The following is a 24,980-nucleotide window of genomic DNA, read 5'->3' as shown; positions in this document are numbered from 1 at the left end:
TCCCGGTGACGTTCCGGCGAACATCGCAGCAACGGACTGTGACGGGCAAGAAGCCACCGACATCTTTTGTTCACCTTCCTGCGAAAAGCTGAGCCCGTGAGCACAGAACATTCCGTGGGGGCCGGGCAGACGCCTGCCCTGACCACGTACCGCCCCCAGCTGCCGGGCGGCACCGCAGCACCTGCCGAACGTACCCTCGTGGACATCCTGGAGGCCACCGCGGCTTCCTTTCCGGAGTCCTCAGCGCTGGACGACGGCCACAAGTCACTTAGCTACACCGAACTTCTCGCCGCCGTCAGCTCTTTTGCCCGGACCCTGAACGCAGCGGGTCTGGGCCCTGGTGCGAAAATCGGTGTCCGCATCCCTTCCGGAACCAATGAGCTCTACGTGGCTATCCTCGGCATCCTGATGGCCGGGGCCGCCTACGTGCCCGTCGACGCCGACGATCCCGAGGAACGGGCACGCTTGGTGTTCGGGGAGGCCAAAGTGGCGGCAGTCATCGGTGCGGGGCTGGACGTCCGGCTTTCCGATGCTTCGCGCGAACCTCTCTCCAATCCGGCAAGACCTGGGCTGGACGATGATTCGTGGATCATTTTCACTTCGGGCTCCACCGGCACTCCCAAGGGTGTGGCCGTCAAGCACCGTTCGTCCGCCGCGTTCGTGGACGCCGAAGCCAGGCTCTTCCTCCAGGCCGAACCCATCGGCCCCCAGGACCGGGTGCTTGCCGGCCTCTCGGTGGCCTTCGACGCCTCGTGCGAAGAGATGTGGCTGGCCTGGCGCCATGGCGCGTGTCTGGTGCCTGCTCCCCGCGCTCTGGTTCGCACCGGAATGGACCTCGGTCCCTGGCTGATCAACCACGGCATCACCGTGGTGTCCACAGTGCCGACGCTCGCCGCCCTGTGGCCGGCCGAGGCACTGGAAAACGTACGTCTTCTCATTTTCGGTGGCGAAGCCTGCCCTCCGGAGCTCGCCGAGCGGCTCGCTGTGGACGGTCGCGAAGTCTGGAACACCTACGGCCCCACGGAAGCCACCGTCGTTGCGTGTGCCGCTCCCTTGGGCGGACCCGGCCCCGTGCGGATCGGGCTTCCGCTGGACGGGTGGGACCTCGCCGTCGTCGATTCCAGTGGTGTTCCGGTCGCCGAAGGTGACATCGGCGAACTCATCATCGGCGGCGTCGGCCTTGCGCGCTACCTCGATCCCGCCAAGGACGCCGAGAAGTACGCACCCATGCCCACGCTGGGCTGGGACCGGGCCTACCGTTCGGGTGACCTGGTGCGGTTCGAAGCCGAGGGCCTGATCTTCATGGGCCGGGCCGATGAACAGGTCAAACTCGGCGGGCGCAGGATTGAACTGGGCGAGGTGGATGCAGCGTTGCAGTCCTTGCCCGGCGTCGCCGGTGCGGCTGCTGCCGTGCAGACGACCGCCGCCGGCAACCAGATCCTGGTGGGCTACCTGGCTCCCGTTGACGGTTACGAGCTGAGCATGGACGAAGCCCGCAGGTTGCTTGGCGAAAGCCTTCCGGCTGCGTTGATCCCCTTGCTGACCGTGGTGGATTCGTTGCCCACCAAGACCAGCGGCAAGGTGGATCGCCACGCGCTCCCCTGGCCGCTGGCCGGCGCCGGCGCTACGGAGGCGAGCAACGCCCCGTTGAACCTGCCCGATGACGCCCGCTGGGTGGTGGAGCAATGGGAAGCGGTCCTCGGCAGTCCCGTGAGTTCGCTCGACGCCGATTTCTTCGCCTATGGTGGCGGGTCCCTGGCAGCGGCCCAGCTCGTCTCAGCCCTTCGCGTCAGGTACCCCACCATTACCGTCGCCGATATTTACGCGACACCGCGCGTCGGCGCACTGATCGACGCCGCCCGCCAGTCACTTCCCGACGGCGGCGCCCCGGGTCCCGCTGCCGAGCGAACCGTCCGCCCCACCGCCTTGAAGTCGCAGATCTTCCAAGTCCTGATGGGCGTTCCGTTGCACATCCTAGTGGGAATGCGTTGGCTGACCTATCTCATGGCTGCCAACAAGTTGCTGGCTGACTTCGCCGGTTTTTCTGCCGCTCCGGTCGTGTCCTGGTGGTGGATCGGCTTGTCCTGGCTGATCTTCGTCAGCCCACTGGGACGCATGGCCATCTCCGTGGTGGCGGCACGATTGCTGCTGGGAAGGGTCGAGCCCGGTACCTACCCCAGGTCCGGCAAGACCCACTTGCGGCTGTGGCTGGCCGAACAGATCCAGGACCTGTCCGGCGCCATCGGGCTGGCCAGCGCTCCGTTCGTTCCTTACTACGCGCGTGCCCTCGGCGCCAAAATCGGCCGGGACGTGCACCTTCACTCACTTCCGCCCGTCACTGGCCTCCTGTCACTGGGCAGCGGAGCCAATATTGAGCCCGAGGTGGACCTGTCCGGCTGGTGGGTGGATGGCGATTCGGTCCACATTGGCCAGGTCCATGTTGGTGCGGGCGCCGTTGTGGGTTCCCGCAGCACGCTCATGCCTGGAGCCAGCATCGGCGCCGGGGCCCACGTAGAGCCTGGCTCCGCAGTTTTCGGCAAGGTCAAGGCCGGCCATCTGGTGGCGGGGTCACCGGCGGAACGGCGCGGCAAGGCCAAACACGATTGGCCCGAAGCGATGATCCGTCGTTCGGCGGTCGACCGGCTGTGGCTCCTTGCTTTTGCTGGCGCGTCGGCCCTGCTCGCCCTGATCCCCTACATCTCTGCCTTCGCCGGTGCCATGGTCATCCTCGCCTTCATCCAAGGACACGATTCCTTGGAAACCGCGCTCCCCGGGATCGCCCTGTCCGCACCGTTGGCAGCGCTGGTGTGGTTCCTCGGTAACCTCCTTCTGATTCTTTTGATGGCCAGGCTCCTGGGTGTGGGACTCAAAGAGGGGCATTACCGCGTCCGCAGCCGCATCGGCTGGCAGGTGTGGGCAACTGAACGCCTCCTGGACATGGCACGGGACCTTCTCTTCCCCATCTACGCCAGCCTGTTCACACCTGTCTGGTTGCGCTTGCTGGGAGCCAAAGTGGGCAAGAACGTGGAAGCCTCGACGGTGTTGCTGGTCCCCAGGATGACCACCATCGGCGACGGCGCGTTCCTCGCCGACGACACCATGGTGGCTTCCTACGAACTCGGTGGCGGCTGGATGAAGATTGCCCCGGCCAAGATCGGGAAACGCTCCTTCCTCGGCAACTCGGGCATGACTGCTGCCGGACGCAATGTGCCCAAGAATTCCCTCGTCGCGGTATTGTCAGCCACCCCGGCCAAAGCGAAGTCTGGAACATCGTGGCTGGGCAGCCCGCCTGTGAGGTTGCGCCGCACCGCCGTCGACGCTGACCAGAGCCGCACCTTCAAGCCGCCGTTCAAACTCAAACTGGCACGGGCGTTGTGGGAACTGTGCCGGCTGGTGCCCGTCATCCTCACTGTTTCCATCGCCGTGGCCGTCATGGTGTTCCTGGACTGGATCGCGCGCGGATGGGGCTACTGGATTGCCGCCCTGCTCTGCGGCATCGTGATGCTGGCCGCTGGAGCGGTGGCAGCGCTCAGCTCCATTGTTGCCAAATGGGTTCTGGTGGGAACCATCCGGGCCGGCGAACACCCCCTGTGGAGTTCGTTCATTTGGCGCAACGAGGTGGTGGACACCTTCATCGAAATGGTCAGCGCGCCGTGGTTTGCCAGGTCGGCGGCGGGCACTCCGGCCCTGGTGTGGTGGCTCCGCGGCCTCGGCGCAAAGATTGGCCGCGGCACGTGGTGCGAAAGCTATTGGCTGCCCGAAGCCGACCTCGTAACCTTGGGCGAGAACTCCACCGTCAACCGGGGTTGCGTCGTCCAAACGCACCTGTTCCATGATCGCGTCATGAGCCTGGACACCGTGACACTGGGCAATGGGGCCACGATGGGGCCGCACGGCGTCATCCTCCCCGCGGCCAGTATCGGTGACGGCGGGACTGTTGGTCCGGCGTCGTTGGTCATGCGCGGCGAAACCGTCCCCGCGGGGACGTACTGGATGGGTAACCCGGTGAGCCAGTGGGTGGGTCCGTCAGCACAAGCTCCCCGTCTCAAGTAGATTGGGAGCTAATGACCGCACCCATCAGCACCCCCAGTCCCGACCCCTACACCCTGGACCACGGAAGCACGCGCTACCGCGTGGACCGATACGAGCTGGAGCTCGATGTCAGGCTGGGCAGCAACAAGCTGATGGGCAGAGCGGTCCTGAAGTGCACAGCTTTGGAAGCAAGCACACAGATTGTCCTGGACCTGGTGGGCTTGCGGGCGTCGAAGGTGCATATGGACGGCAAGAAGGTGCAGAAATTCAGCCACCGTGCCGAGCACCTGGTCCTCAATCCGGCCTCGGCCCTCAAAACCGGGCAGCAGTTTTCCCTGGAGATCCGCTATGACGGCAATCCGCAACCACGGCGCGGGTTGTGGGGCGACGTGGGTTGGGAAGAACTGAACGACGGCGTACTGGTGGCCGGCCAGCCCAACGGCGCGGCCTCATGGTTCCCCTGCAATGACCACCCCCGATACAAGTCCAGCTTCCTGATTTCCGTGACCACTGACGAGAACTACCGCCCGGTATGCAACGGCAGGCTCGTGTCCCATTCCCGCAAATCCAGCCGGGAAACGTGGGTCTACGAGCAGGTTGAGCCGATGGCGACCTACCTGGCCACCGTTCAAATAGGCCGTTACGCCAAAGTGCCGCTGCAGTTGGACGGCGCACACCACCGGGTCCCCCAGTACGTTGCCGTGACTCCTGAAATGACCGGGGACGCCCTTCAGGGCCTGCGTCGCCAACCGGACATGATGCGGACATTCGAGGACTGCTTCGGCCCGTACCCGTTCGCGGACTACACCTCGGTGGTCACTGAAGACGAGCTGGAAATTCCGTTGGAAGCCCAGACGGTCTCCATTTTCGGCCGAAACCACATGAAGGATGCCTGGGATTCCCAGCGGCTGATCGCCCACGAGCTCTCCCACCAATGGTTTGGGAATTCGCTGACGGTCAGCAACTGGAAGGACATTTGGCTTCATGAGGGATTTGCCTGCTACGCCGAATGGTTGTGGTCCGAGGAATCCGGCACCATGACTGTTGCGGCGCGGGCATCGGCTGCATGGAAGAGGCTCGATGCCGGGCCGCAGGACCTGCTGGTGGGCGACCCCGGCCCGGAGCTGATGTTCGATGACCGTGTCTACAAGCGCGGGGCGCTGGCCGTCCACGCTCTGCGGATGGCTGCCGGGGATGAAGCGTTCTTTGGCTTCCTGCAGGAGTGGACCGCCTCGAACCGGCACGGGTCAGTATCCACGGAATCGTTCATTGCAGCTGCAGACGCCTTCATTCCGGGGATCGGTGCTGCTGGAATTCTCCGGCCCTGGCTGTACGAAGCCGCGCTTCCGCCGCTGCCTGCAGCACGTTAGCCCAGGGCCAGGGCGGCCACCAGTCCGTCAGGTAGTTGCATGTGGGTGATGTCGTGCAGACCGGGCAGGCCCAGCACATCCAGCTCCGCAGGGTTATGCCTCAGGCCCTCGCCTGTCATCTTCAGCCAGGCTTCCTTGCGTGCCCAGAGCCGGGCCCGCTGCGTGGCTTGGTCCTGTTCCGGGAAGGACACCAGGAAACGCTTCTCGCTTTCAGTCAGGGCCACGTCATCGAATCCGTCGAAGCCAACCCCCTCTATCGCTTCCAGATCAACTCCCAGCCGGGAGCCATCTGTTGGATGCACGACGCCGGCCAGCAGCACCCAGCCCGACGCCCGGGATGCGCTCAGCAGCAGAGGCGCCGGACCGCCGTCGAGAAGGAAGCCGGGGCGGCCGTGATCCTGGCCGGGACCGCACTGCGGGCAATGATAATCAGGCCCGAGGTGTACGGGATCGACGTCGAGAAGCGAGGCGGCAAAATTCAGCAGGGCCAGCCGGCCAGCGACGAATTCTTCACGGTCCTTGGGGTTGGCTAAATGGAGCGCACGTTGCTGGGCGGGTTTGCCGAGTCGTGTGAAGCGCTCGGCAGCTGGAACTTCGTCCAGCCTGCGCAACTCAAGTACAGGCTCGTCCATCACTCCCCCCTTTCGCGGCTTTGTCCCCAGCAAACTGTAGCGTGGTGGTGATGTTTACCGGGCAAACAACAGTGTTCCCCGCAGCCAGGATTGCTGCGGGGAACACTGTTGCTGAGTTAACCCACCGGCGCTACTTCACCGAGTTCAGGTAGCTCGCCAGGGTGGGCGTGATGCGCGTGCCTGAGTTCGAGCTGCCTCCGTTGGTGTGGATGGCCACGATGGTGTTGGAGCTGTTGTAGACGGGTGCGCCACTCTGGCCGCCGTAGGTGTCCATCTTGTAAAAGACCTTCTCGGCCTGGGTGCTGTCAATGGAACCGGTCATGGACCACATGGTGCCGAAGGCCTTGTCACCGGGATAGCCCCGGACCGTCGCGGTGGTTCCGTTCAGGCTGGTGGTCGTTCCGGTGTAGTTCAGCCAGCCGGTGGTGTTGCCGATGGTGCAGTCGAGCTTGATGACTCCCCAGTCGGCATTGGTGTTGGCTGAATCAATCCAGCGCTGATCCGTCAGGAGCTGGGTAGCTCCACAGGTACCGTAAGGATCAGTTGATCCGTTCCGGCCGGGAGCCACTTTCACACCCCAGGAGTAATCCGCCGTGGAACCCGTGCCACCTTCGTGCACGCAGTGGCCCGCGGTCAGCACGGTGTCATCCGAAATGAGGGCGCCGGAGCAGATGTAGCCTCCGTTGAATTCGATCTGCACGATCGAGCGGTTGGGCGCGGCCGTGGTGTTCGTGATCCGTACCCTGCCATCAGCGCCGATGACTGAGTCCGTGGAAGCGCCGCCACCCTTGGAGGGCATCGCCAGCGTGTACTTGTCGGCCAGCGGAGATGCCGCGGACCCTGACGTCTGCGTCTTGTCCACCGTGTGCGACACAGGCTGCACCCCGGAAATGGCGGCCTGGGGCGTCGGCTCTGACGCTACCGCAGCTCCACCAAGCGAGGACGTCAAAGCCACAACTGCAGCCCCGACAAGCACAGCAATGTTCTGCTTCTTCATGGGTACCTTTCAAAGGACGGCTCCCGTGGAACCGTTCGAGGGATGTGATACACATGCTTCACATGTGTATGACAAAACTGTCATACACATGTGAACAGCCTGTCAAGATGTTGGGAGTTGAATCTCGTTAAATAGAAAACCCCGGGACAGCAGTCCCGGGGTTTTCTTGATTCGAGTTAGCGCTGGACAGCTCCAAAGCGGTCGGCGGCTACGGCCACGGCAGCAGCGCGGGCCTCCGAAGCCTCATCCGCCGTCAGGGTGCGGTCGTTTGCGCGGAACCGCAGGCCGAAGGCGAGCGACTTCTTACCGTCATCGATGCCCGGGCCCACGTAGACGTCGAACAACGAGACGTCCTCAAGGAGCTCACCTGCACCCTCACGGAGTGCGGACAGGACCTGATCGGCCGGCACGTCCAGGGGAACTACCAGGGCAACGTCCTGCGTCGCCACCGGGAACCCGGAGATGTGCTTGGCGACAATCACGTCGGCGGCAGCTTCGAACAAGGCATCGACATCCACCTCAACCGCTACTGAACGCGCAGGCATGTCGTGCGCAGCAAGGAGCTTGGGGTGGAGTTCCCCTGCGTATCCAACCACGTCGCCGTTGCGCAGTGCGAGCTGCGCCGCGCGCCCGGGATGGAATGCCTGGTGGCTGCCTTGGCTGACAACCAGTTCAACGCCCAAAACGTCAGCGATCAGCCGGGCCACGTCCAGGGCGTCGGCCCAGTCCCAGGCACGAGGCTTGTGCGTGGCGGCAGCCGGAGAATCATGACCGGTCAGGACCGCGGCGATGTGCAGCGGCTGGTCGGGGACGCCGTCGTACAGTGCATCCAGCACCTCATCGGAGGGCTTGACACCCAACGGCGGGATGGACTCCGTTCCGAGCTTGTCACCCGGCAGGAAGACCGAGCCGGCCTCGTAGAGTGCAAGATCGCGGAAACCGCGCGAGTGGTTGCGGCGTGCCACCTCAATCAGGCCCGGCAGGATGGACGTGCGGAGATACCCCTGTTCCTCGCTGATCGGGTTGGCGAGCTTCAACGCCGGACGGGCAGCGCCTTCCTCCGCCACTCCGAAGGCGTCGTTGGCTGCCTTCGTGACGAAGGGGTAGGACAGCACCTCGGTCAGCCCGGCATCGGCCAGGGCCTGCACGACGCGGCGCTTCTGCTGCTGCGTGCGGCTCAATCCGCGTCCCGGAGGAGCCACCGGCAAGGTGGCCGGGATGTTGTCGTAGCCCACAAGACGGGCGATTTCCTCGGAGAGGTCGTCCTTGGTTTCGAGGTCGTTGCGCCAGCTTGGTGCAGTCACGCGGTAACCGGAGGAGGTCTTCTCCACCACGGCCCCCAGGTCCTCAAGGGAGGTGGTGATCTGATCTTCGGTGAAGTCGATGCCGATACGCGCGGAAGCATAACCAGCAGGCAGCTCAATCACGACGGCGTCAGGCGCCGTTCCGACGTCGGTACCGGTCTCGTCCGCGGTACCTCCGGCGAGTTCCACCAGGAGGTCCACCACGCGCTGGGCAGCGACGTTGGCGACATGCCAGTCCACACCGCGTTCGAAGCGCTTGGACGCCTCGGACGGCAGCTTGTGGCGGCGGCGTGAGCGGGCAATGGATACTTCGTCGAAGTGCGCGGCTTCCACAAGGATATTCGTGGTGGAATCGGAAACCTCGGTGTAGGCGCCACCCATCACGCCTGCGATGCCGATCGCACCCGAATCATCCGTGATCAGCAGGTCCTCGGCGTCGAGTGTGCGCTCCTTGTCATCGAGCGTGGTGATCTTCTCCCCCGCGACCGCGCGGCGGACAACGATGTCGCCCGAAAGCTTGTCGAGGTCGTAGCAGTGGTTCGGCTGGCCAAGCTCCAACATGACGTAGTTGGAAATATCCACGGGCAACGAGATGGAACGTACACCGGCCAGGCGGAGGCGTGAGGACATCCACGGCGGGGTGGGGCGGGAGGCATCCACGCCCCGGACCGTGCGCGCAACGAAACGATCGCAGCCCGGCTTGCCGTAAATGGGAGCATCGTCGTTGAGCTTGACTCCGTAGCCACCCTGCAGGGAAGCAGGCGCGTTGACCTTGGACGCCGGATCCACGAACGAAGTTCCCGTGGCGTGGGCGTACTCGCGGGCAACCCCACGGATGGAGAATGCGTAGCCGCGGTCCGGAGTGACATTGATTTCGGCTGCCTGGTCGTACAGACCCAGCAGCTCCATGGCGTCAGTGCCGATCTCGGGGTCGAGGCCGATGCGGGAGAGGACCAAAATGCCATCGTGGTCATCGCCGATGCCCAGCTCTCGCACGGATGCGATCATGCCGGCAGACAGGTGGCCATAGGTCTTGCGGGCCGAGATCTGGAAGTTTCCGGGCAGTACGGCTCCGGGCAAGGTAACAACAACCTTGTCGCCCTCAACAAAGTTGTGGGCGCCGCAGATGATGCCCTGCACGCCGGAGGGATCGATGCCCTTGCCGGTGAGGGTCTGCTCCTGGCCCTCTGGGACAACCCGGACCTGGCACCAGTTGATGGTCTTGCCGTTGGTCTGCGGTTCCTTGACCAGGCTCAGCACCTGCCCAACAACCACAGGGCCCTTCAGCTCATCGGTGGGACGGTGGACATCTTCTTCTTCAAAGCCGACCTTGACCAGGTCAGCCATGACATCTTCGGCCGTAGCTTCGGCCGGAACCTGCGCGAACTCACGCAACCAGGAAAGTGGGATACGCACTGTTAGATCTCCATCCCGAAGTGCTCGCTGAAACGTACATCGCCTTCGATCATGTCGCGCATGTCGCCGACCTCGTTGCGGAACATGAGCGTGCGCTCAATGCCCATACCGAAAGCAAAACCTGAATAGACGTCCGGATCGATCCCGGCAGCCCGCAGGACATTGGCGTTGACCATGCCGCAGCCGCCCCACTCGATCCAGCGTGGGCCGCCCTTGGCGCCCGGGTGCCAGATGTCGAGTTCTGCCGACGGCTCGGTGAACGGGAAGTAGTTTGGGCGCAGACGGATGGAGGCTTCGTCGCCGAACATCTGGCGTGCGAAATGCTCCAGCGTGCCGCGCAGGTCAGCCATGCTGAGGTTCTTGTCGATTGCGAGACCCTCGAACTGGTGGAACACCGGTGTGTGCGTCGCGTCGAGCTCGTCGGTCCGGAACACTTTGCCCGGGCACAGGACATAGATAGGCACTTCGCGCTCCAGCATGGAACGAACCTGTACCGGTGAAGTGTGCGTACGCATGAGCAGGTGCGCCTCGGGAGGCTCCACGAAGAACGTGTCCTGCATTTCGCGTGCCGGGTGGTCCGGCTTGAAGTTCAGGGCATCGAAGTTGAACCACTCGGACTCCACCTCGGGTCCTTCGGCGATCTCCCAACCCATGCCAACGAAGATGTCCGACACCCTGTCCTGCAAGGTGGACAGCGGGTGGCGGGCACCGGCGCGGCGACGACGCGGGGCCGCTGTAACATCGACCGTTTCCTCGATCAGGATGCGGGCATCATTCTCAGCTTCCAGAACCTGGGTCCTTGCCGCGAGCGCTTGATTGACCCGGCCACGCGAGGAGCCCATGAGCTTGCCCGCAGCTGCCTTGTGTTCCTTGGCCAAGCCACCGATTTCGCGGTTGGCAAGACTCAGGGGCGACTTCTCGCCGGTGTGGGCGAGGCGGACAGCCTTGAGTTCATCAAGGGAAGACGCGGCCGCAATTGCGGCGATGGCGTCCTCGACGGCGGCGTTGATGGCGGCTTCATCCAGCGGATTCGGGATGGCGGCGCCTGGCAAAGTGTCAGTCATCTACTGTTCTTAGCTACGAGTTGGGAGCGGCCGGCAATGCAGGCCTGCAAAACAAAGGGGTAGTGCTCGCCGCGGACGGCGGGCACTACCCCTCAGTCTAGTTGAAGCGCACATGCGGGATTTAACCCGCCCGCGCGCATCCCGCTATGTGAAACAGCCGCCGCTTTTCATCACGACGGCGGTACGCAGCCGGGCGCTTAGGCGCCCGAAGCCGGTGGTGCGGCCGGCGGCGGAGGTACCTGGCCGTCGTCGTGACCATTCCCGTGCTGCGGCGTGGACTGCGCGCCGGGCGTGTAGCCCTGACCGGCCCAGTCCTGCTGTGGCGGCTGGGCCGGTTGGCCAGGCTGCGGCGCAGGGTACCCCGGCTGTCCCGATGGTGACTGCGGCGCGGGGTAACCGGGCTGCCCCGGGCCGTTCACGTCCTGGCCGTACACTGGGGCGCCTGCGAGCGCCGGCGACTGCCGGGCTGACTTCCTGCGCAACAGCACGAACAGCAGCACCAGCGCCGCAGCAACCACCAGCAGGGCCACGAGGGTCCAGATGATCCACCCCGGGATGCCGGCATTGGCCTCGGCCTTTACCTGAACAGCCGTCTCCTTGATGGACAGCATGTCGAATGTTGCCGTGTTGCCATCAACGACTGCACCGTTGGCTTCAACGATCTTCCCGGGGAACGTGAACTTGACGGACGCTTCGTCGAACATCGACTTTGCCATGGCGGATGCCTGGGGATCGCTGCTGTCAGCTCCCGTAACACTTCCCATGGACATGACGTAGAAATCTCCATCCCTTTTCAGATCAAAAGGGTTCTCGGAGCTGGACGATTCGGCCAGTTTGGCCGGGTCAAGGTTCACCGCCGTGATCCGTTTGCCCTTGTACTTGTCGTCTTCGTAGTCCACCACGGTGGCACCCTCAGGAATGTCCATCTCCTGGCTGCCGCCGCCATTGGACTTCATGAAGTCGTCGAAGGACTTGTCCCCCAGAACCGACTTTTGGATCGCGTATACAACCTCGTAGTCGACGCTTTTCTCGTTATTGACCTTGACTGACATGTTGAGCTTGACGCATCCGGTCAAGGCCACCATGACGGCAATCAGCACACCGAGCACGCCTATGGCGCGTTTTACGTTCATGTTTCTTTCCCCATTCATCCCCTGCACGAGTGAGTGCTCGAACAGCGTATCCCTGCCGTCCGCGCCCTGCCACACGCCGCGGGTCTAGCATGGCTTCATGACTCCCGCGCAACGCCTCCGGCAGATCGCCAACGTCCTGAACCTGTCCACTCCGCTCGGACTGGCGGTGGCCGTCACGTCACGGTCGAAGTTGTCGCGCGGGCCGCGCGGCCTGCTGATTGCGTCCGGTTACCAGTGGAGGCTCCCCCTTGCCGGGGCCTTTACCGTCGGCAACGTGGTTGTGTACCGGGCTCCGTACGGTGTTGCCGGAACCAACCCTGTGCTGCTGGGCCACGAGGAACGGCACAGCACGCAATATGCGTATTGCCTCGGGCTTCCGTTCCTGGTCCTTTACGGGGCTGCGGCCTGCTGGTCGATGGTCCGGACCGGTAATCCGGGACTGGGTAACTGGTTCGAGCGCCATGCCGGGCTGGAAGCAGGCGGCTACATCGAACCCACCAACCGCCGGCAGGACCATCCTGCCCATGATCGAATCGAGGCTTAGCCATGGAGCGAACCATCACCGTGACGGGTACAGGGAGCGCAACGGCTGCTCCGGACCTGGTGACGCTGACTTTGGGCGTGGAGACGCGACGGGAAACCGCGGCGAAAGCATACGACGACGCCGGCACGTCAGCGGCCGCCGTCGCGGCAAGCTTGCGAGCAGCGGGTATCGGGGACGGGGACCTGCGGACGAGCGGGCTGAACCTGCGGGCCGATGTGATGTGGGTTGAAGGTCAAGGCCAGAAGGTGTCGGCTTACGTAGCGTCCACGACACTGCACGTCGGTATCCGGTCGTATGGGGACGCACCGGCAGCAATTGCTGCAGCCGTCGCAGCCGGCGGCGATGACATCCGCATCAACGGCCTGGAGCAAGGACTGGCCGACCCCTCCCGCGCCACGGCACAAGCCCAGGAAGCCGCCTGGCAGGATGCCTTGGCCCGGGCCGAACAGTACGCGGCGCTGGCCTCCGCCCGGCTGGGATCCGTGGTGTCCATCTCCCAGCAACCGGTACACAGCGGCCCGGTTCCCATGGGTGGAATGGTCCGGGCGTCCTACGTCGCAGAGACCCTGCCGGTTGAGGCCGGTGAATCTGTCATCTCCGCCAGCGTCACGGTGGAATGGGAACTTATCTAGTGGATGGCCCTCGCTAGTGGATTGCCCCGGCGGGCAGTTTGGTATCCACCGGGGTGTTGAGCGCAGTGCGGACAACTACGGCGATCCCCTCGGCCGTCAGCTCCAACGGCATTGATGGAGCTGCCCCTTCCGGCGTGACCTGTTCCGGAAGATAGGGAACGTGAACGAAACCGCCCCGAACGCCCGGCCGGGACGCCAGTGCATTCATCAAGCCGAAAAACACGTGGTTGCACACGTAGGTACCGGCTGTCTGGGAGATTTCACCTTTGATCCCCGCGATCTGCAGGTTCCTGAGCGCGGCCTTGATCGGCAGGCTGGAGAAGTATGCTGCAGGTCCTCCGGGGATCACTTCTTCATCAATGGGGCGCTGGCCCTTGTTGTCCGGGATCCGGGCATCATCGCAGTTGATGGCGACGCGTTCCAGCGATACCCGGTCCCGGCCACCGGCCAAGCCCACGCAGACCACCACCTCCGGAGTGAGACGCGAAATGGCCTGGTGGAGGACGTCCAGTGACTCTCCGAAAACGCAGGGCAACTCGATGGCCTCCACGGCGAACCCCTCTGCCTGGAGGCTCTCCCTGGCGAGCTGGACGGCAAGCCAGGAGGGATTGACCGTATCCCGGCCGAACGGTTCGAAACCCGTGAGCAGAATCATGGGCCTACCTTAGCAACGAGGGGCCCGGCCATGGGATACGAATATTCGGAGGCCTTGACATTGGTTCGAACATACATTCGAATGGAGTTCATGAGATGGGACGCACAAGCACTTTCACCGACGCGTGAACCGGCACCGGATGCGGATGGCAGCATCGTTCCACGCCCTGCCCCGGCGATGGATGCCTTGCTGCCCTTGGCCGGGCTTGTGCGTTCCGTCTCCACACCCGAATTCTCCGGGGTCACCTTTCATGAGGTCACCGCAAAGTCAGTGCTCAACAAGGTGCCCACCGGTTCGAACATGCCGTTCGAATGGACGGTCAACCCCTACCGCGGGTGCAGCCATGCCTGTGTCTATTGCTTCGCACGCAAAAGCCACACGTATCTGGAATTCGATGCGGGCCGGGACTTCGACTCCCAGGTTGTCGTCAAGATCAATGCTGCCGAGGTGCTCCGCAAAGAACTCGCCAAGCCGTCCTGGGGACACCATCAGGTTGCCCTGGGCACCAACACGGACCCGTATCAGAGGGCGGAGGGCCGCTACGCCCTGATGCCCGGGATCATCCGAGCCCTTGCGGATTCGGGCACGCCGTTCTCCATCTTGACCAAAGGCACACTCTTGGCGCGGGACATCCCCTTGCTCAAGCATGCTGCCACCCAGGTTCCCGTGGATCTGGGCATTTCCCTGGCCATGACCAACGAGGACCTCGCCGCACTCATCGAGCCCGGCACTCCCTCCCCCAGGGCCCGTTTGAAACTTATTGCCCGGCTCCGCGACGCCGGCTTGGGATGCGGTGTCATGGCGATGCCCATCCTGCCGTGGCTCACGGATTCCGACGAAGCCTTGGACTCCCTGTTCGCCGGACTGGCCCAGGCCGGCGCCACAGGAGTATCGGCAGGAGCCCTCTACCTCAAACCCGGCACACGCGAGTGGTACATGGACTGGCTTGCCGCCCAGCACCCCGGATTAGTGGGCAAGTACCGGCGCCTCTACGGCAACGGCTGGTACGCCTCCAAGGAATACCGCACATGGTTGACCGGCAGAATCACTCACTTCAAGGCGAAATACGGCTTCACGGGAAGCTCCGGATTCAGCCATCGGAACGCCCGGCATTCATCTGCCGCCACTGACGCCCAAACGGCGGGCATTGCCGTTCCCCTTCCGGGCCAACAGACTCTGTTCTAGACCGGCCGGACGCCTTCGGCGGGCATCGAGACCCGTTGCAGGAGCGCACGGACAATCGGAAGATCCGCAGGTATCCACGCCAGGCCGAGCGCTTCCTCAGGGTCGGCAAGCGAAACCCACTGAAGCTGGTCATGGTCTTCAAGTGGTAGCGGGTCCCCAGCGGTCACCTCGGCAAACCACACTCGCATGGACGCCCGTTCATTGAGGGTCCACCCGTCCGGCTTGCCCGATTCCAGCTCCCGGCCGAGCTTGACCTGGATCCCCAACTCTTCAGTGAGTTCGCGGTGGAGGGCCGCTTCCGGGGCTTCACCGGATTCAACCTTGCCACCCGGGAACTCCCACATGCCGGCAAATTGAGGCGGGGCGGTGCGACGAGCAACCAGCAAACGGCCGGGGGCTTCCAAAGAGTCGACGACGGCGGCACCCACGACGTTTATCAATGCAGTCACCGCAACAGTCTAGGGCCCGACCGTACAAGAGGCCGCACGGTTCAGAGGCTGCACGGTTCAGAGGCTGCACGGTTCAGAGGCCGCACGATTCAGGAGCCGGCAGGTCCACGGACCGCGCACATGGGCGTAGTCACATAAGTAAAGCCCTACCCCGGCGGCGAACTAGACTTGTTATCGGATTTTCTTCCATTCTTCCCAGCTCGCAAGACGCCCCCAGAAGCAGGTCTATGTCTATCACCACGTCCCAGCCCGTCGTCGCCAAAAAATCCCGACGCCACCTTGGCCTGGCCATCCTGGCTCTGGCCATGGGCGGATTTGCCATCGGAACCACCGAGTTCGCCATGATGGGCCTGCTGAAGGAAGTCGAAGAGGGACTCGGCATCAGCACCCCCGAAGCGGGAAACCTCATCTCGGCGTATGCCCTGGGTGTCGTGATCGGCGCACCCGTCTTTGCCGCCTTGGGGGCCAAACTACCCAGGAAGAACCTGGCCTTGGGCCTCATGCTGTTCCTGGCACTGGCGAATCTCACGTCTTTCATCGCCCCTGACTACGGCTTGATGCTGTTGTCGCGGTTTGCCTCCGGGCTCCCCCACGGGGCCTTCTTCGGGGTGGCGGCTGTCATCGCAGCCGGCCTCGTTGCACCAACCAAACGCGGCTGGGCCATTTCAATGGTGATGGCCGGACTCACGGTCTCCAATGTCATTGGTGTTCCGCTGGCCACCTGGGTGGGACAAACCTTCGGGTGGCGGCTCCTGTTTGTCATAGTGGGCGCCATCGGCCTGCTTACTGTTGCCATGGTGTGGAAGTTCGTCCCCTTCGAAGCCGCGCATCCGGATGCCAGCATCCGTCGGGAACTTGGGGCGCTCAAAAGGCTCCAAGTATGGCTGGCGTTGCTCATCGGGATCATCGGCTTCGGAGGATTCTTCGCCGTTTACACCTACATCGCCCACACGATGACGTCTGTGGCCGGCATCCCGGAGAACCTCATTCCGGCCGTTGTTGCCCTCTATGGGCTCGGCATGGTGGTTGGCAACATCATCGGTGGGCGGCTGGCGGACAAGTCCGTCATGGGCACCATTTATTGGGTCATGCCGGGGATTGCCGCCGCCTTGGTGGTCTACGCCATTGCCGCCCATTGGGCGTGGTCCGCGTTCGTCATGGCTTTCGTCGTCGGCGGCATCGGTTCCATGCTGACTCCTGCTTTGCAGACCAGGCTTCTCGACGCAGCACCGGGGGCGGCCTCGCTGGCATCCTCGCTGAACCACTCAGCCCTGAACATTGCCAACGCCTTGGGTGCTTTCCTCGGCGGCACAGTCATCGCGTGGGGTTGGGGCTACGTAGCCCCGGCCCTGGTGGGAGCAGTCCTGGCCATCCTCGGACTGGTCGTAGCCGTCATCAGCGGTGCACTTGAACGCAGGAAAGCGCTGGCTGCCTGACCCAAGGGAAGAATGGCTGGTGGGAAACGATCTGTCCCAAAAAAGAATGGCTCCGCAAATGCGGAGCCATTCTTTTAAGTCGCCTCTACGGGACTGACGGTCGGGACTAAGCCTGGGCCTGGACCCGTTCGATGTCGGGTTCAAGGTAAATGACCCGGGCGATGGGAACCGCCGCACGGATCCGCTGCTCGGCGTCGTCAATACCCTGGGCGATCTGCTCGCCCGTCTCGGACGCTCCCATGGAGATCTTGGCGGCGACCAGCAGTTCTTCGGGTCCGAGGTGCATGGTCTTGAGGTGGATGATGCGGGTCCCGTCAGCCTGCAGGGCGTCGGCAATACGCTGGACGTCCTCCTTGGTGGCAGACTCGCCCAGCAGCAGGGACTTGGTTTCCATCGCCAGGACCACGGCAATTGCGACCAGGAGCAGGCCGATCATCGCGGTTCCGAGGGCGTCCCAGACGCCATTACCGGTGACCAGCGTCATGCTGACACCAAAGAGCGCGAAGACCAGGCCAAGCAGGGCACCGAAGTCTTCCAGGAGAATGACCGGCAACTCGGGCTGCTTGGCATTGCGGACAAACTTGACCCAGCTCTGCTTGCCGCGGATGTGGTTCGATTCGATGATCGCCGTGCGGAAGGAGAAGCTTTCGGCAATGATCGCTCCCACCAGCACCGCCAAGGGAACCCACCAGAAGCCGCCTTCGATGCCGTGCGGGTGCTGGAACTTCTCCCAGGCTTCGTAAAGGGCAAACAGGCCACCGACGCTGAACAGGACAATGGACACGATGAAGGCGTAGATGTAGCGTTCGCGGCCATAGCCGAACGGATGTTCCGGACTGGCGGCGCGTTTGGACCGCTTCCCGCCCACCAGCAGCAGGATCTGGTTGCCGGAGTCGGCAACTGAGTGGATTGCCTCGGCGAGCATGGACGATGACGCTGTCAGGAAAAATGCAATGAACTTCAGAACAGCAATCGTTAGATTTGCGGCGAGAGCCGCAACAATCGCTTTGGTACCGCCACCAGCAGCCACGAAAGCTTCACCTCTTCGGGTTTGGGAAAGAATGGAAAGGGCCAAGAAGAGTCGTCATCGTCTGATCTTGCAAGCAATACCGTACCCGGCGGCGCGTTGTTTACGCATTCCCCACTCGGGCGCCCTGCTGCGAACGTGCGCTGGCGTAAAGACACACAGTGGCGGCGGTACCCAGGTTCAGGCTCTCGGCCGCCCCGTACACTGGCACGGCAACACGGTGATCGGCCAGTGCAAGTTCGTCCTCCGACAAGCCTTGGGCTTCGTTGCCGAAGAGCCACGCTGTAGGCGACTCCAGGGCATAGTCCGAGGCCACGGAACCGTTGCCGAGCCTTCGTGCAGCGTTCTCATCCTGGAGCTTGTCCAGATTGAGGGTTCCATAGCCATCAGCGGCCAGGATGCCTATTCCCCGCTCCCGGCACCGCGCAACCAGTTCCTCGACGTCCGCCCCCAGGACCACCGGGAGGTGGAACAGGGAGCCTGCGGTGGACCGCACCGCTTTAGGGTTATAGATGTCTACGCTGGAGCCGGTGAGAACCACGGCGTCTGCTCCAGCGGCATCGGCGGCGCGGAGCACGGTTCCGGCGTTGCCGGGGTCACGCACCTGGCACATGACAGCAAGAAGCTGCGGACCGGCGTCGAGCACCGAGTCCAGGCTGACGTCCACGAAACTGCAGACCGCTACGATCCCTTGCGGGTTAACGGTGTCAGCCATGGCGGCTAGTACTTCATCGCTCGCCAGCCGCAGCAGCGTCCCCCGCGCCAGGTCGGCAAGCTCGGGGAGGCGATCAAGGCACGCTTCGCTGGCGAAAACTTCATGTACGACGGCGGATCCGCCCGCCGTTGTCCGGTCGCGGTGCAGGGTCAATGCCTCGCGCACCGCCTGCGGCCCCTCAGCAAGGAACCGCCCGCGCTTTAAACGCGCCGGGCGCCCGGCAAGCTTTGCGACATCCCTCACCCGATCTGCTCGGGGGTTGGTCATCGGAAAGTCTTGCGGGCGCCCGGTTTCGTTCATATAAAGAACTTTAGTGGCAGTTGCGACTAGTTCTTGATCTGCTGGCGGGCTTCGCCGCCGGCCGGCTCGAAACCGGCTGCCTTCGCAGCTTCAACGGTGGAGAACCAGTATTCAGCAGCGGTGGTGTTGTACCAGGTGGAACCCGGAACGTGGTACTTCTTGGATTCGGCGTTGCCCTTGATGGCGTAGCCTTCCGGAGCCTCGTCACCGTCGGCGGCAACTGCGCCATCGATGGCCGGCTTCTCGGAAACGACAGCCTTTACGGCAGGAGCCGTAGCGACAGCCGGAGCAACCTTGGCCTTCGGAGCAGCCTTGGCAGCCGGAGCAGAGGTGTCAGCCGGCAGGGCAGCCTTGGCAACGTTCACCAGAGCGGCGAAAGCGTTGGCGTCGGAAACAGCCAGCTCGGCGAGCATGCGGCGGTCAACCTCGACCTCAGCGGCCTTGAGGCCCTGGATCAGACGGTTGTAGGTGAGGCCGTTGGCGCGGGATGCAGCGTTGATGCGCTGGATCCAGAGGCGACGGAAGTCGCCCTTCTTCTTACGGCGGTCACCGTAGCTGTACACAAACGAGTGCAGCAGCTGCTCTTTGGCCTTGCGGTACAGGCGCGAACGCTGACCGCGGTAACCCTTGGCGCGTTCGAGGACAACCCGGCGCTTCTTGTGGGCGTTTACCGCCCGCTTCACACGTGCCACGTGCGTACTCCTTCAGAAATCTTTATCCCAAGCTGCTACTGCCGGAAACCCGGCCGGCCTGAGAAGGCTTTTGGTGTAGTCGGTCCCTGCCGGATGGCAGTAACCAAAGAACTTGGAACTTAGACGCCGAGCATCTTCTTGATGACCTTGGCATCGCCCTTGAAGACGAGCTTGTCGCCGGCGAGGCGACGGGTCAGCCTGGAGGACTTGTGCTCCAGGTAGTGACGGCGGTTGGCCTGCTGACGCTTCAGCTTGCCGGTACCGGTCAGCTTGAAGCGCTTCTTAGCACCGCTGTGGGTCTTCATCTTCGGCATGGGAACCGATCTCCTTACGTATCCACGGACAAGTCCGCGATTCTATCGCGCAGCCGGCCACCAGGGCCGACGTGCTGGTTGCTTGCCGGTGGAGGCCAGGGCCTCCGCGGCGTTGAACTAATTGGTCTTACGTGTTGCTGGCTTCGGCGTGGCTTTGGGGGCCGCGGGCCGGGCAGCCGGCTTGGGAGCTGCCGGCTTGGCGACAGGCTTCGGGGCCGAAGGAACCGCTGGCTTGGGCGCCGCAGCCGGAACAGCAGGCTTCGGAGCTGCCTCCACCGGAGCTGCCTTGGGAGCCGGAGCCGCCTTAGGTGCCGGAGCCGCCTTGGGAGCCGGAGCTTCCTTAGGTGCCGGAGCCGCCTTGGGAGCCGGAGCTTCCTCAGCAACGGGTGCTTCCTCTGCTGCTTCAGGTGCCTCTTCGGCAACCGGAGCTTCAGCTGCAGCTTCCTCGACAACCGGTGCTTCTTCAGCTGCGGGCGCCTCGGTTGCTGCGGGAGCTTCCTGCGTGCTTTCCTCTTCGGAAACCTTGAAGCCTTCGGGCAGAAGATCGGCGAGGCTCTGCGTCAGCGGCGCCTGCTCCCCCGTGGTGTCAACGCGTCCTGCGGCCTTGGCCTCATTCTGGGCCTTGGCTTCTGCACGCTGGCTGGCACGACGGGCTTCAGCCTTCGCTTCGGCCTTGTTCTTCAGCGGTCCGATCACCATGACCATATTGCGGCCATCGATGCGGGGGCTGGACTCGATGACGCCAACCTCGGCTACATCCTCCGCGAAACGCTGAAGCAAGCGGATGCCCATTTCAGGCCGCTGCTGCTCACGACCACGGAACTGGATCATGGCCTTGACCTTGTCACCGGCTCCGAGGAAGCGCAGAGCGTGCCCGCGCTTGGTTTCGTAGTCGTGCTTGTCGATCTTGAGGCGGAAGCGGATTTCCTTCAGAACCGTATTGGTTTGGTTCTTGCGGGCTTCGCGGGCCTTGACGGCGGCTTCGTACTTGTACTTGCCGAAGTCCATCAACTTGCAAACAGGAGGCTTAGCCTGCGGCGCAACTTCAACGAGATCGAGATCGGATTCGGCAGCAAGACGCAGTGCGTCCTCGATGCGGACAATTCCTACCTGTTCGCCGGCAGGGCCGACCAGCCGCACCTCGGGGACGCGGATACGCTCATTGATTCTTGGCTCGCTAATGTTAAAGCTCCTGTGGTTGTGGTGGTGTCACCGGCAAATAGAGAAGGCCCCCAATTGCTGGCGCAATCGAAGGCCTCGAAGATCGGATCCACTTCCCCTATGGAAAGCGCGCACTTCCGGGATCAACCCTGAAATGTCCGACCAGGTACCCGGCAACCTCTTGTCCCATCAAGGGGATCCTGTCCCCGAAGGGAAACGGCTGACGCGGGTGGGAGAGAACTCCGCTTGCAAACTGAAAGTCAATTCTACAGAAACAACCCGCCAAGCGCACATTGCGAACGGCGGGACGTTGACTGCGATGGTTCACTGTCGATGCCCACAGTACTGTAGATGTCCACGGTGAATAACGACTTCCAGTCGGTCTGTGACAAGCTTACCAGTATGAGCACTGAAGACAGCAATTCCCGCAATTCCTTCGGCGGAGACGCCCCCGCCGCCGACGCCGGAGTCTCCCAGCAGATCCGTGACATCGCAGAGGTCCCGGCAGTGGAAGTCATCACCACCGGCGCCGTGCACCTCATGAGTGCGGCAGCGGTCAAGGTTGGGCTTGCCGACGACCCCAACGCCGAGGATCTCAAGGACCTGGACGAAGCCCGCAAGCTGATCACCGCACTCGCCGGCTTGGTCTCCGCAGCCGCACCCGAAATCGGCTCCCAGCACGCAGGCCCGTTGCGCGACGGCCTGCGCTCCCTGCAACTCGCGTTCCGCGAGGCATCCATCATTCCGGATGCCCCCGGCAAGGGCCCGGGCGAAAAGTTCACCGGACCGGTGAACTGACGCCAACTGCCTGAATAATCATCGACGGCGGGCCGACCATCAGTGGTCGACCCGCCGTCGTCGTCTGGTGCCGGTTGACTCAGACCCGGGCAGCCCGTCGACGGATGGACATGAGCACCAGGCCGGTGGCGCACAGCACGACGCCGGCGATACCAACAGCAGCGAAGCCGCCCGACGGACCCACGGTGTCGATGAAGACCCCTGCCAGGGGCGCCCCCAGAGCAACACCGGCGGTCAGCGCAGAGCCGTACCAGCCCATTGCTTCGCCCCGGCGATCCTCCTCCACAAGGTCCGCAACTTTCTCGGAGGAAGCAGACAGCACCGGTGCGCACAACAAGCCCGGCAGGAGTGAGAGGAACGCCAGGGTCCAGGTGTCCTGGGCAAATCCCATCGGAATGGTCAGTGCGGCCATGCCCAGCAGAAGGAGCATGGGTGAGATGGACCGCTTCATCGAACCGTAGATGAGACCGCCGACTACCGACGCGGCGCACCAGAAGAAGAAGACAATACCGATCTCGTTTTGGTGGCCGCCACGTTCCAGCAGCCCCACGATGCTGACATCCGAGCCGCTGAGCACCATGCCCGAACCAGCGGCTACTGCGAAGAGCGCAGCAACAGAAACGGTGAACCAGGTGAAATTCCTGGCCACTCGGCTCCGGAGCCCGGCCGTGCGCGAGGTTGCAGACGCCATTTCCGAGGCCGCTTCCTGGACATGCGCAGGAGCCGAAGCCACCATGGCCGCCTCCGCTGCCGCAAGATCGGCCGACTCCCGATCGGCGGATTCCTCCGGTGTGCAGGCTGCTTCGCTTCTGGTGGGCGGGTTGAACCACATCAGGAAAAGTCCAGCCACAGATACCGAGATACCAACGGCGGTCAGGCCAAGAGCCGAGTAGCCGCTGGTCGCCACCACAGCTCCGACGGCCGGACCGATCATGAAAACAAGCTCGGTGGCTATGGAATCCAAGGCAAAGGCCGAACGCCGCTGCTCACCGTCCACCATGACGCCCAACGATTGGCGGACGACACTGAAGATCGGAAGGGTGAACAGGCCTCCGATGAACACCAGAGGTAGCAGCCATTGGTACGACACGTGCGGGACGATCGACCAGATGACGGTTTCGGAGACAACTGACGGGATCAGAGCTTTACGCAGCCCCACCATGTCAACCCTGCGGCCGCGCCACGGTGCGCCCAGGGCAATGCCGATGGTCATGACCGCCGCAGCAGCACCCGCAGCGGCATATCCCTGGCCAAGCGTCAGGACAATGTGCAAGGTAAGGAGCACTCCCGCGGCCGAATGCGGGATACGCGCAACCATCCCGACAACCAGCAGCCGCCGGACAGGGCGTATGGACAGCATCTCTTTGTAGAGAGCGAAGTTCACTGGCTCAATCCTCATTTCCCCGGGCAGTCCCGGGGAACCGGACCTGCCATTAGTGCGGCGCGCGCTCCTGTGCTGCACGCTGCAGTTTTACTTCCATGGAATCAACACCCTCGGCAAAGGAATCCATCCGTGCCCACGCATCGTTCAGTTGCGCGACAAGCGCCTGCACGGCCCCGGCGTCCAAACCGTCCTCGAGGAAAAGCACCACACGCAGTTCCGGGCCCGGACCGCCTCCGAGGACCTGGCGGCCGTCCGCCGTGAGGGACGCAACGCCACCGCCGGGGTGCGTCTCAAGGCGGCGGACCGCAGTGAAGGCTGAAATCGTCGAAACGAGAGCAGTCTCCAGTTGATCATCAAGGTATGACGGCGTCCAGTCCTTCTGCTGCGCGAGCGCCCACATGGCGGGTCGCCGCACGACGAAGGCGAACTGGGAGCCAGGGTCCAAAACCAGGAGTTGGGCCCCTTCCGACACCGCCGAGAGTGCTGCGCGTGCTGCGTAAACAGCGACCGGCCGCGCCTGGGGGTGCCACGCTTCCAAGGCTGCCGCCGAGGTGAACACCGGCATTGCCGTGCGGCCGTCGGGGGCCTTCAGTGTGACCAATGCCATATCGGCCTGCTTGTCTGCATGCAGGCCGTCGACGCCTTCGGCTTCCTCGGCCAATTGGGCAACCACCGGGACAAAGACACGTGCCGTGGCCAGGGAGGCCACGACCTCCGCCTCGCCACCGCTTCCGTCGATCAGCGCCGCAATAGCCGCAAGGTAACCGGCGTCTGCGGTTCCATCATCGTCTTCGAAGTTGTGGATTTTTGCGTCGTCGCCAGTGAGACTTCTACCTGCCCAGGGTTGGCCCGCCGAGTCCGTGGCTCCCCCGGCGCCTGCCAAGGCCGCCGCGATGTGACCGGGCAGGTCGCGCTTCTCCCGCTGGTTAAGCTCCGGCTCGTGGGCTGAGTGGCGGCCCATCAGCGGCGGCCGGCCACGTCCAGGGCTTCGGGCAGGGTGAAGGCACCGGCATACAGAGCCTTGCCCACAATCGCACCCTCGACACCCAGCGGCACGAGTTCACGCAGCACGCGAAGATCTTCCAAGCTGGAGATACCGCCGGAAGCCACTACGGGCTTGCCGGTCTTCTCCACCATCTGACGCAGCAGATCCACGTTGGGGCCCTGCAGCGTTCCGTCCTTGGTAACGTCCGTGACTACGTAGCGGGCGCACCCGGCGTCCTCGAGGCGGGCCAGAACCTCCCAAAGGTCCCCGCCTTCCTTGGTCCATCCGCGTCCGGCCAGCGTAGTACCGCGGACATCAAGCCCGACGGCGATCTTGTCACCGAAGCGTTCGATCGCCCGGCGCGTCCACTCCGGGTTTTCCAGCGCTGCTGTCCCAAGGTTTACCCGGGCAACGCCCAAGCCGAGGGCCCGTTCGAGTGATTCGTCATCCCGCAGGCCGCCCGAAAGCTCCACCTTGACGTCGAGCTGAGACACGACCTCGCTGATGAGAGCGGCGTTGTCGCCACGGCCAAAGGCGGCGTCGAGGTCAACCATATGGACCCATTCCGCACCGTCGTTCTGCCAGTTCAGGGCTGCCTCCAAGGGCGTCCCATAGCTGGTTTCAGATCCCGCCTCTCCTTGCAGGAGGCGCACCGCCTGGCCATCGACGATATCGACGGCCGGCAGGAGTTCCAGTACGGACTGGGAGGAGGTGGTCATGAGTGTCCTTGGAGTTAAGGGATCGCCGGCTTGGGA

At 63.5% G+C, this 24,980-nt stretch carries 22 protein-coding genes; 7 read left to right on the top strand and 15 right to left on the bottom strand.

Annotated features, from left to right (window positions below; all coding sequences use genetic code 11):
• The first annotated feature begins 96 nt into the window (after positions 1–96).
• Entirely contained in the window at positions 97–4,053 is a 3,957-nt protein-coding gene (locus tag JMY29_RS07730) for a Pls/PosA family non-ribosomal peptide synthetase (protein ID WP_189075780.1), read from the top strand.
• A gap of 11 nt (positions 4,054–4,064) precedes the next feature.
• Positions 4,065–5,402: a M1 family metallopeptidase gene (locus JMY29_RS07725; protein WP_189075781.1), complete on the top strand. Its 1,338-nt coding sequence runs from the start codon at positions 4,065–4,067 to the stop codon at positions 5,400–5,402.
• Here JMY29_RS07725 and JMY29_RS07720 read toward each other — a convergent pair.
• From JMY29_RS07720 to JMY29_RS07700, 5 genes are all read right to left on the bottom strand, one after another.
• Complete coding sequence (locus JMY29_RS07720) at positions 5,399–6,034, bottom strand: 4'-phosphopantetheinyl transferase family protein (protein WP_079582215.1); 636 nt, start codon at positions 6,032–6,034, stop codon at positions 5,399–5,401. The two genes, JMY29_RS07725 and JMY29_RS07720, sit on opposite strands and share 4 nt — an antisense overlap.
• Before the next feature lie 130 nt (positions 6,035–6,164).
• Positions 6,165–7,031 carry a trypsin-like serine peptidase gene (locus tag JMY29_RS07715; protein WP_039240648.1) on the bottom strand — a complete coding sequence of 289 codons (867 nt, stop codon included), beginning with the start codon at positions 7,029–7,031 and terminating at the stop codon, positions 6,165–6,167.
• Between the two features lie 176 nt (positions 7,032–7,207).
• Positions 7,208–9,751, bottom strand: a complete 2,544-nt coding sequence (gene pheT / locus JMY29_RS07710; protein ID WP_189075782.1) for a phenylalanine--tRNA ligase subunit beta — start codon at positions 9,749–9,751, stop codon at positions 7,208–7,210.
• A 2-nt stretch (positions 9,752–9,753) separates the two neighbouring features.
• Positions 9,754–10,815: a phenylalanine--tRNA ligase subunit alpha gene (gene pheS / locus JMY29_RS07705; protein ID WP_055977887.1), complete on the bottom strand. Its 1,062-nt coding sequence runs from the start codon at positions 10,813–10,815 to the stop codon at positions 9,754–9,756.
• Positions 10,816–11,012: 197 nt separating this feature from the next.
• Positions 11,013–11,948 (bottom strand): LppM family (lipo)protein, encoded by a 936-nt coding sequence (locus JMY29_RS07700; RefSeq protein WP_229778599.1) that lies wholly within the window; start codon positions 11,946–11,948, stop codon positions 11,013–11,015.
• A 97-nt stretch (positions 11,949–12,045) separates the two neighbouring features.
• On the opposite strand from JMY29_RS07700, the gene JMY29_RS07695 reads away from it, so the two are divergent.
• Both JMY29_RS07695 and JMY29_RS07690 read left to right on the top strand, forming a co-directional pair.
• Positions 12,046–12,492, top strand: a complete 447-nt coding sequence (locus JMY29_RS07695; protein WP_189075784.1) for a hypothetical protein — start codon at positions 12,046–12,048, stop codon at positions 12,490–12,492.
• A 2-nt stretch (positions 12,493–12,494) separates the two neighbouring features.
• Complete coding sequence (locus tag JMY29_RS07690; RefSeq protein ID WP_189075785.1) at positions 12,495–13,124, top strand: SIMPL domain-containing protein; 630 nt, start codon at positions 12,495–12,497, stop codon at positions 13,122–13,124.
• Positions 13,125–13,137: 13 nt separating this feature from the next.
• On the opposite strand, the gene pcp is transcribed toward JMY29_RS07690, so the two are convergent.
• Entirely contained in the window at positions 13,138–13,779 is a 642-nt protein-coding gene (pcp, locus tag JMY29_RS07685) for a pyroglutamyl-peptidase I (protein WP_189075786.1), read from the bottom strand.
• A 90-nt stretch (positions 13,780–13,869) separates the two neighbouring features.
• On the opposite strand from pcp, the gene JMY29_RS07680 reads away from it, so the two are divergent.
• Positions 13,870–14,964 (top strand): Rv2578c family radical SAM protein, encoded by a 1,095-nt coding sequence (locus JMY29_RS07680; RefSeq protein WP_018779099.1) that lies wholly within the window; start codon positions 13,870–13,872, stop codon positions 14,962–14,964.
• On the opposite strand, the gene JMY29_RS07675 is transcribed toward JMY29_RS07680, so the two are convergent.
• Entirely contained in the window at positions 14,961–15,413 is a 453-nt protein-coding gene (locus JMY29_RS07675) for a (deoxy)nucleoside triphosphate pyrophosphohydrolase (protein ID WP_026267347.1), read from the bottom strand. The two genes, JMY29_RS07680 and JMY29_RS07675, sit on opposite strands and share 4 nt — an antisense overlap.
• A 227-nt stretch (positions 15,414–15,640) precedes the next feature.
• On the opposite strand from JMY29_RS07675, the gene JMY29_RS07670 reads away from it, so the two are divergent.
• Positions 15,641–16,849, top strand: a complete 1,209-nt coding sequence (locus JMY29_RS07670; RefSeq protein WP_018779097.1) for an MFS transporter — start codon at positions 15,641–15,643, stop codon at positions 16,847–16,849.
• A 106-nt stretch (positions 16,850–16,955) separates the two neighbouring features.
• On the opposite strand, the gene JMY29_RS07665 is transcribed toward JMY29_RS07670, so the two are convergent.
• The 5 genes from JMY29_RS07665 to infC all read right to left on the bottom strand — a co-directional run bounded on the left by JMY29_RS07665 (position 16,956) and on the right by infC (position 21,037).
• Entirely contained in the window at positions 16,956–17,879 is a 924-nt protein-coding gene (locus JMY29_RS07665) for a cation diffusion facilitator family transporter (RefSeq protein WP_039240632.1), read from the bottom strand.
• 100 nt (positions 17,880–17,979) lie between these two features.
• Positions 17,980–18,891, bottom strand: coding sequence for a TrmH family RNA methyltransferase (locus tag JMY29_RS07660; protein ID WP_018779095.1), 912 nt, complete (start codon positions 18,889–18,891; stop codon positions 17,980–17,982).
• 26 nt (positions 18,892–18,917) lie between these two features.
• Positions 18,918–19,583: a 50S ribosomal protein L20, sunset domain variant gene (gene rplT, locus JMY29_RS07655; RefSeq protein ID WP_018779094.1), complete on the bottom strand. Its 666-nt coding sequence runs from the start codon at positions 19,581–19,583 to the stop codon at positions 18,918–18,920.
• 119 nt (positions 19,584–19,702) lie between these two features.
• Positions 19,703–19,897, bottom strand: a complete 195-nt coding sequence (gene rpmI / locus JMY29_RS07650) for a 50S ribosomal protein L35 (RefSeq protein WP_011774324.1) — start codon at positions 19,895–19,897, stop codon at positions 19,703–19,705.
• A 117-nt stretch (positions 19,898–20,014) separates the two neighbouring features.
• Positions 20,015–21,037: a translation initiation factor IF-3 gene (gene infC / locus JMY29_RS07645; RefSeq protein ID WP_229778600.1), complete on the bottom strand. Its 1,023-nt coding sequence runs from the start codon at positions 21,035–21,037 to the stop codon at positions 20,015–20,017.
• A gap of 423 nt (positions 21,038–21,460) precedes the next feature.
• Here infC and JMY29_RS07640 point away from each other — a divergent pair, with 423 nt between their 5' ends.
• Complete coding sequence (locus JMY29_RS07640; protein WP_026267346.1) at positions 21,461–21,856, top strand: DUF1844 domain-containing protein; 396 nt, start codon at positions 21,461–21,463, stop codon at positions 21,854–21,856.
• A 79-nt stretch (positions 21,857–21,935) separates the two neighbouring features.
• Here JMY29_RS07640 and JMY29_RS07635 read toward each other — a convergent pair whose 3' ends face one another.
• Genes JMY29_RS07635 through priA form a run of 3 tightly spaced genes read right to left on the bottom strand, consistent with a single transcriptional unit; the run spans position 21,936 to position 24,944 of the window.
• Positions 21,936–23,240 carry an MFS transporter gene (locus JMY29_RS07635; RefSeq protein ID WP_039240625.1) on the bottom strand — a complete coding sequence of 435 codons (1,305 nt, stop codon included), beginning with the start codon at positions 23,238–23,240 and terminating at the stop codon, positions 21,936–21,938.
• Positions 23,241–23,289: 49 nt separating this feature from the next.
• Positions 23,290–24,201: an SseB family protein gene (locus tag JMY29_RS07630; protein WP_018779090.1), complete on the bottom strand. Its 912-nt coding sequence runs from the start codon at positions 24,199–24,201 to the stop codon at positions 23,290–23,292.
• A complete protein-coding gene (priA, locus tag JMY29_RS07625) occupies positions 24,201–24,944 on the bottom strand; it encodes a bifunctional 1-(5-phosphoribosyl)-5-((5-phosphoribosylamino)methylideneamino)imidazole-4-carboxamide isomerase/phosphoribosylanthranilate isomerase PriA (RefSeq protein WP_039240621.1) in 744 nt (247 codons plus the stop codon). Before priA ends, JMY29_RS07630 begins: the two co-directional genes overlap by 1 nt.
• Positions 24,945–24,980 lie beyond the last annotated feature (36 nt).

The sequence above is a fragment of the Paenarthrobacter nicotinovorans genome (genome assembly GCF_021919345.1).
Classification (GTDB): Bacteria; Actinomycetota; Actinomycetes; order Actinomycetales; family Micrococcaceae; genus Arthrobacter; species Arthrobacter nicotinovorans.
This window is presented reverse-complemented; position numbering and strand designations above follow the sequence as displayed.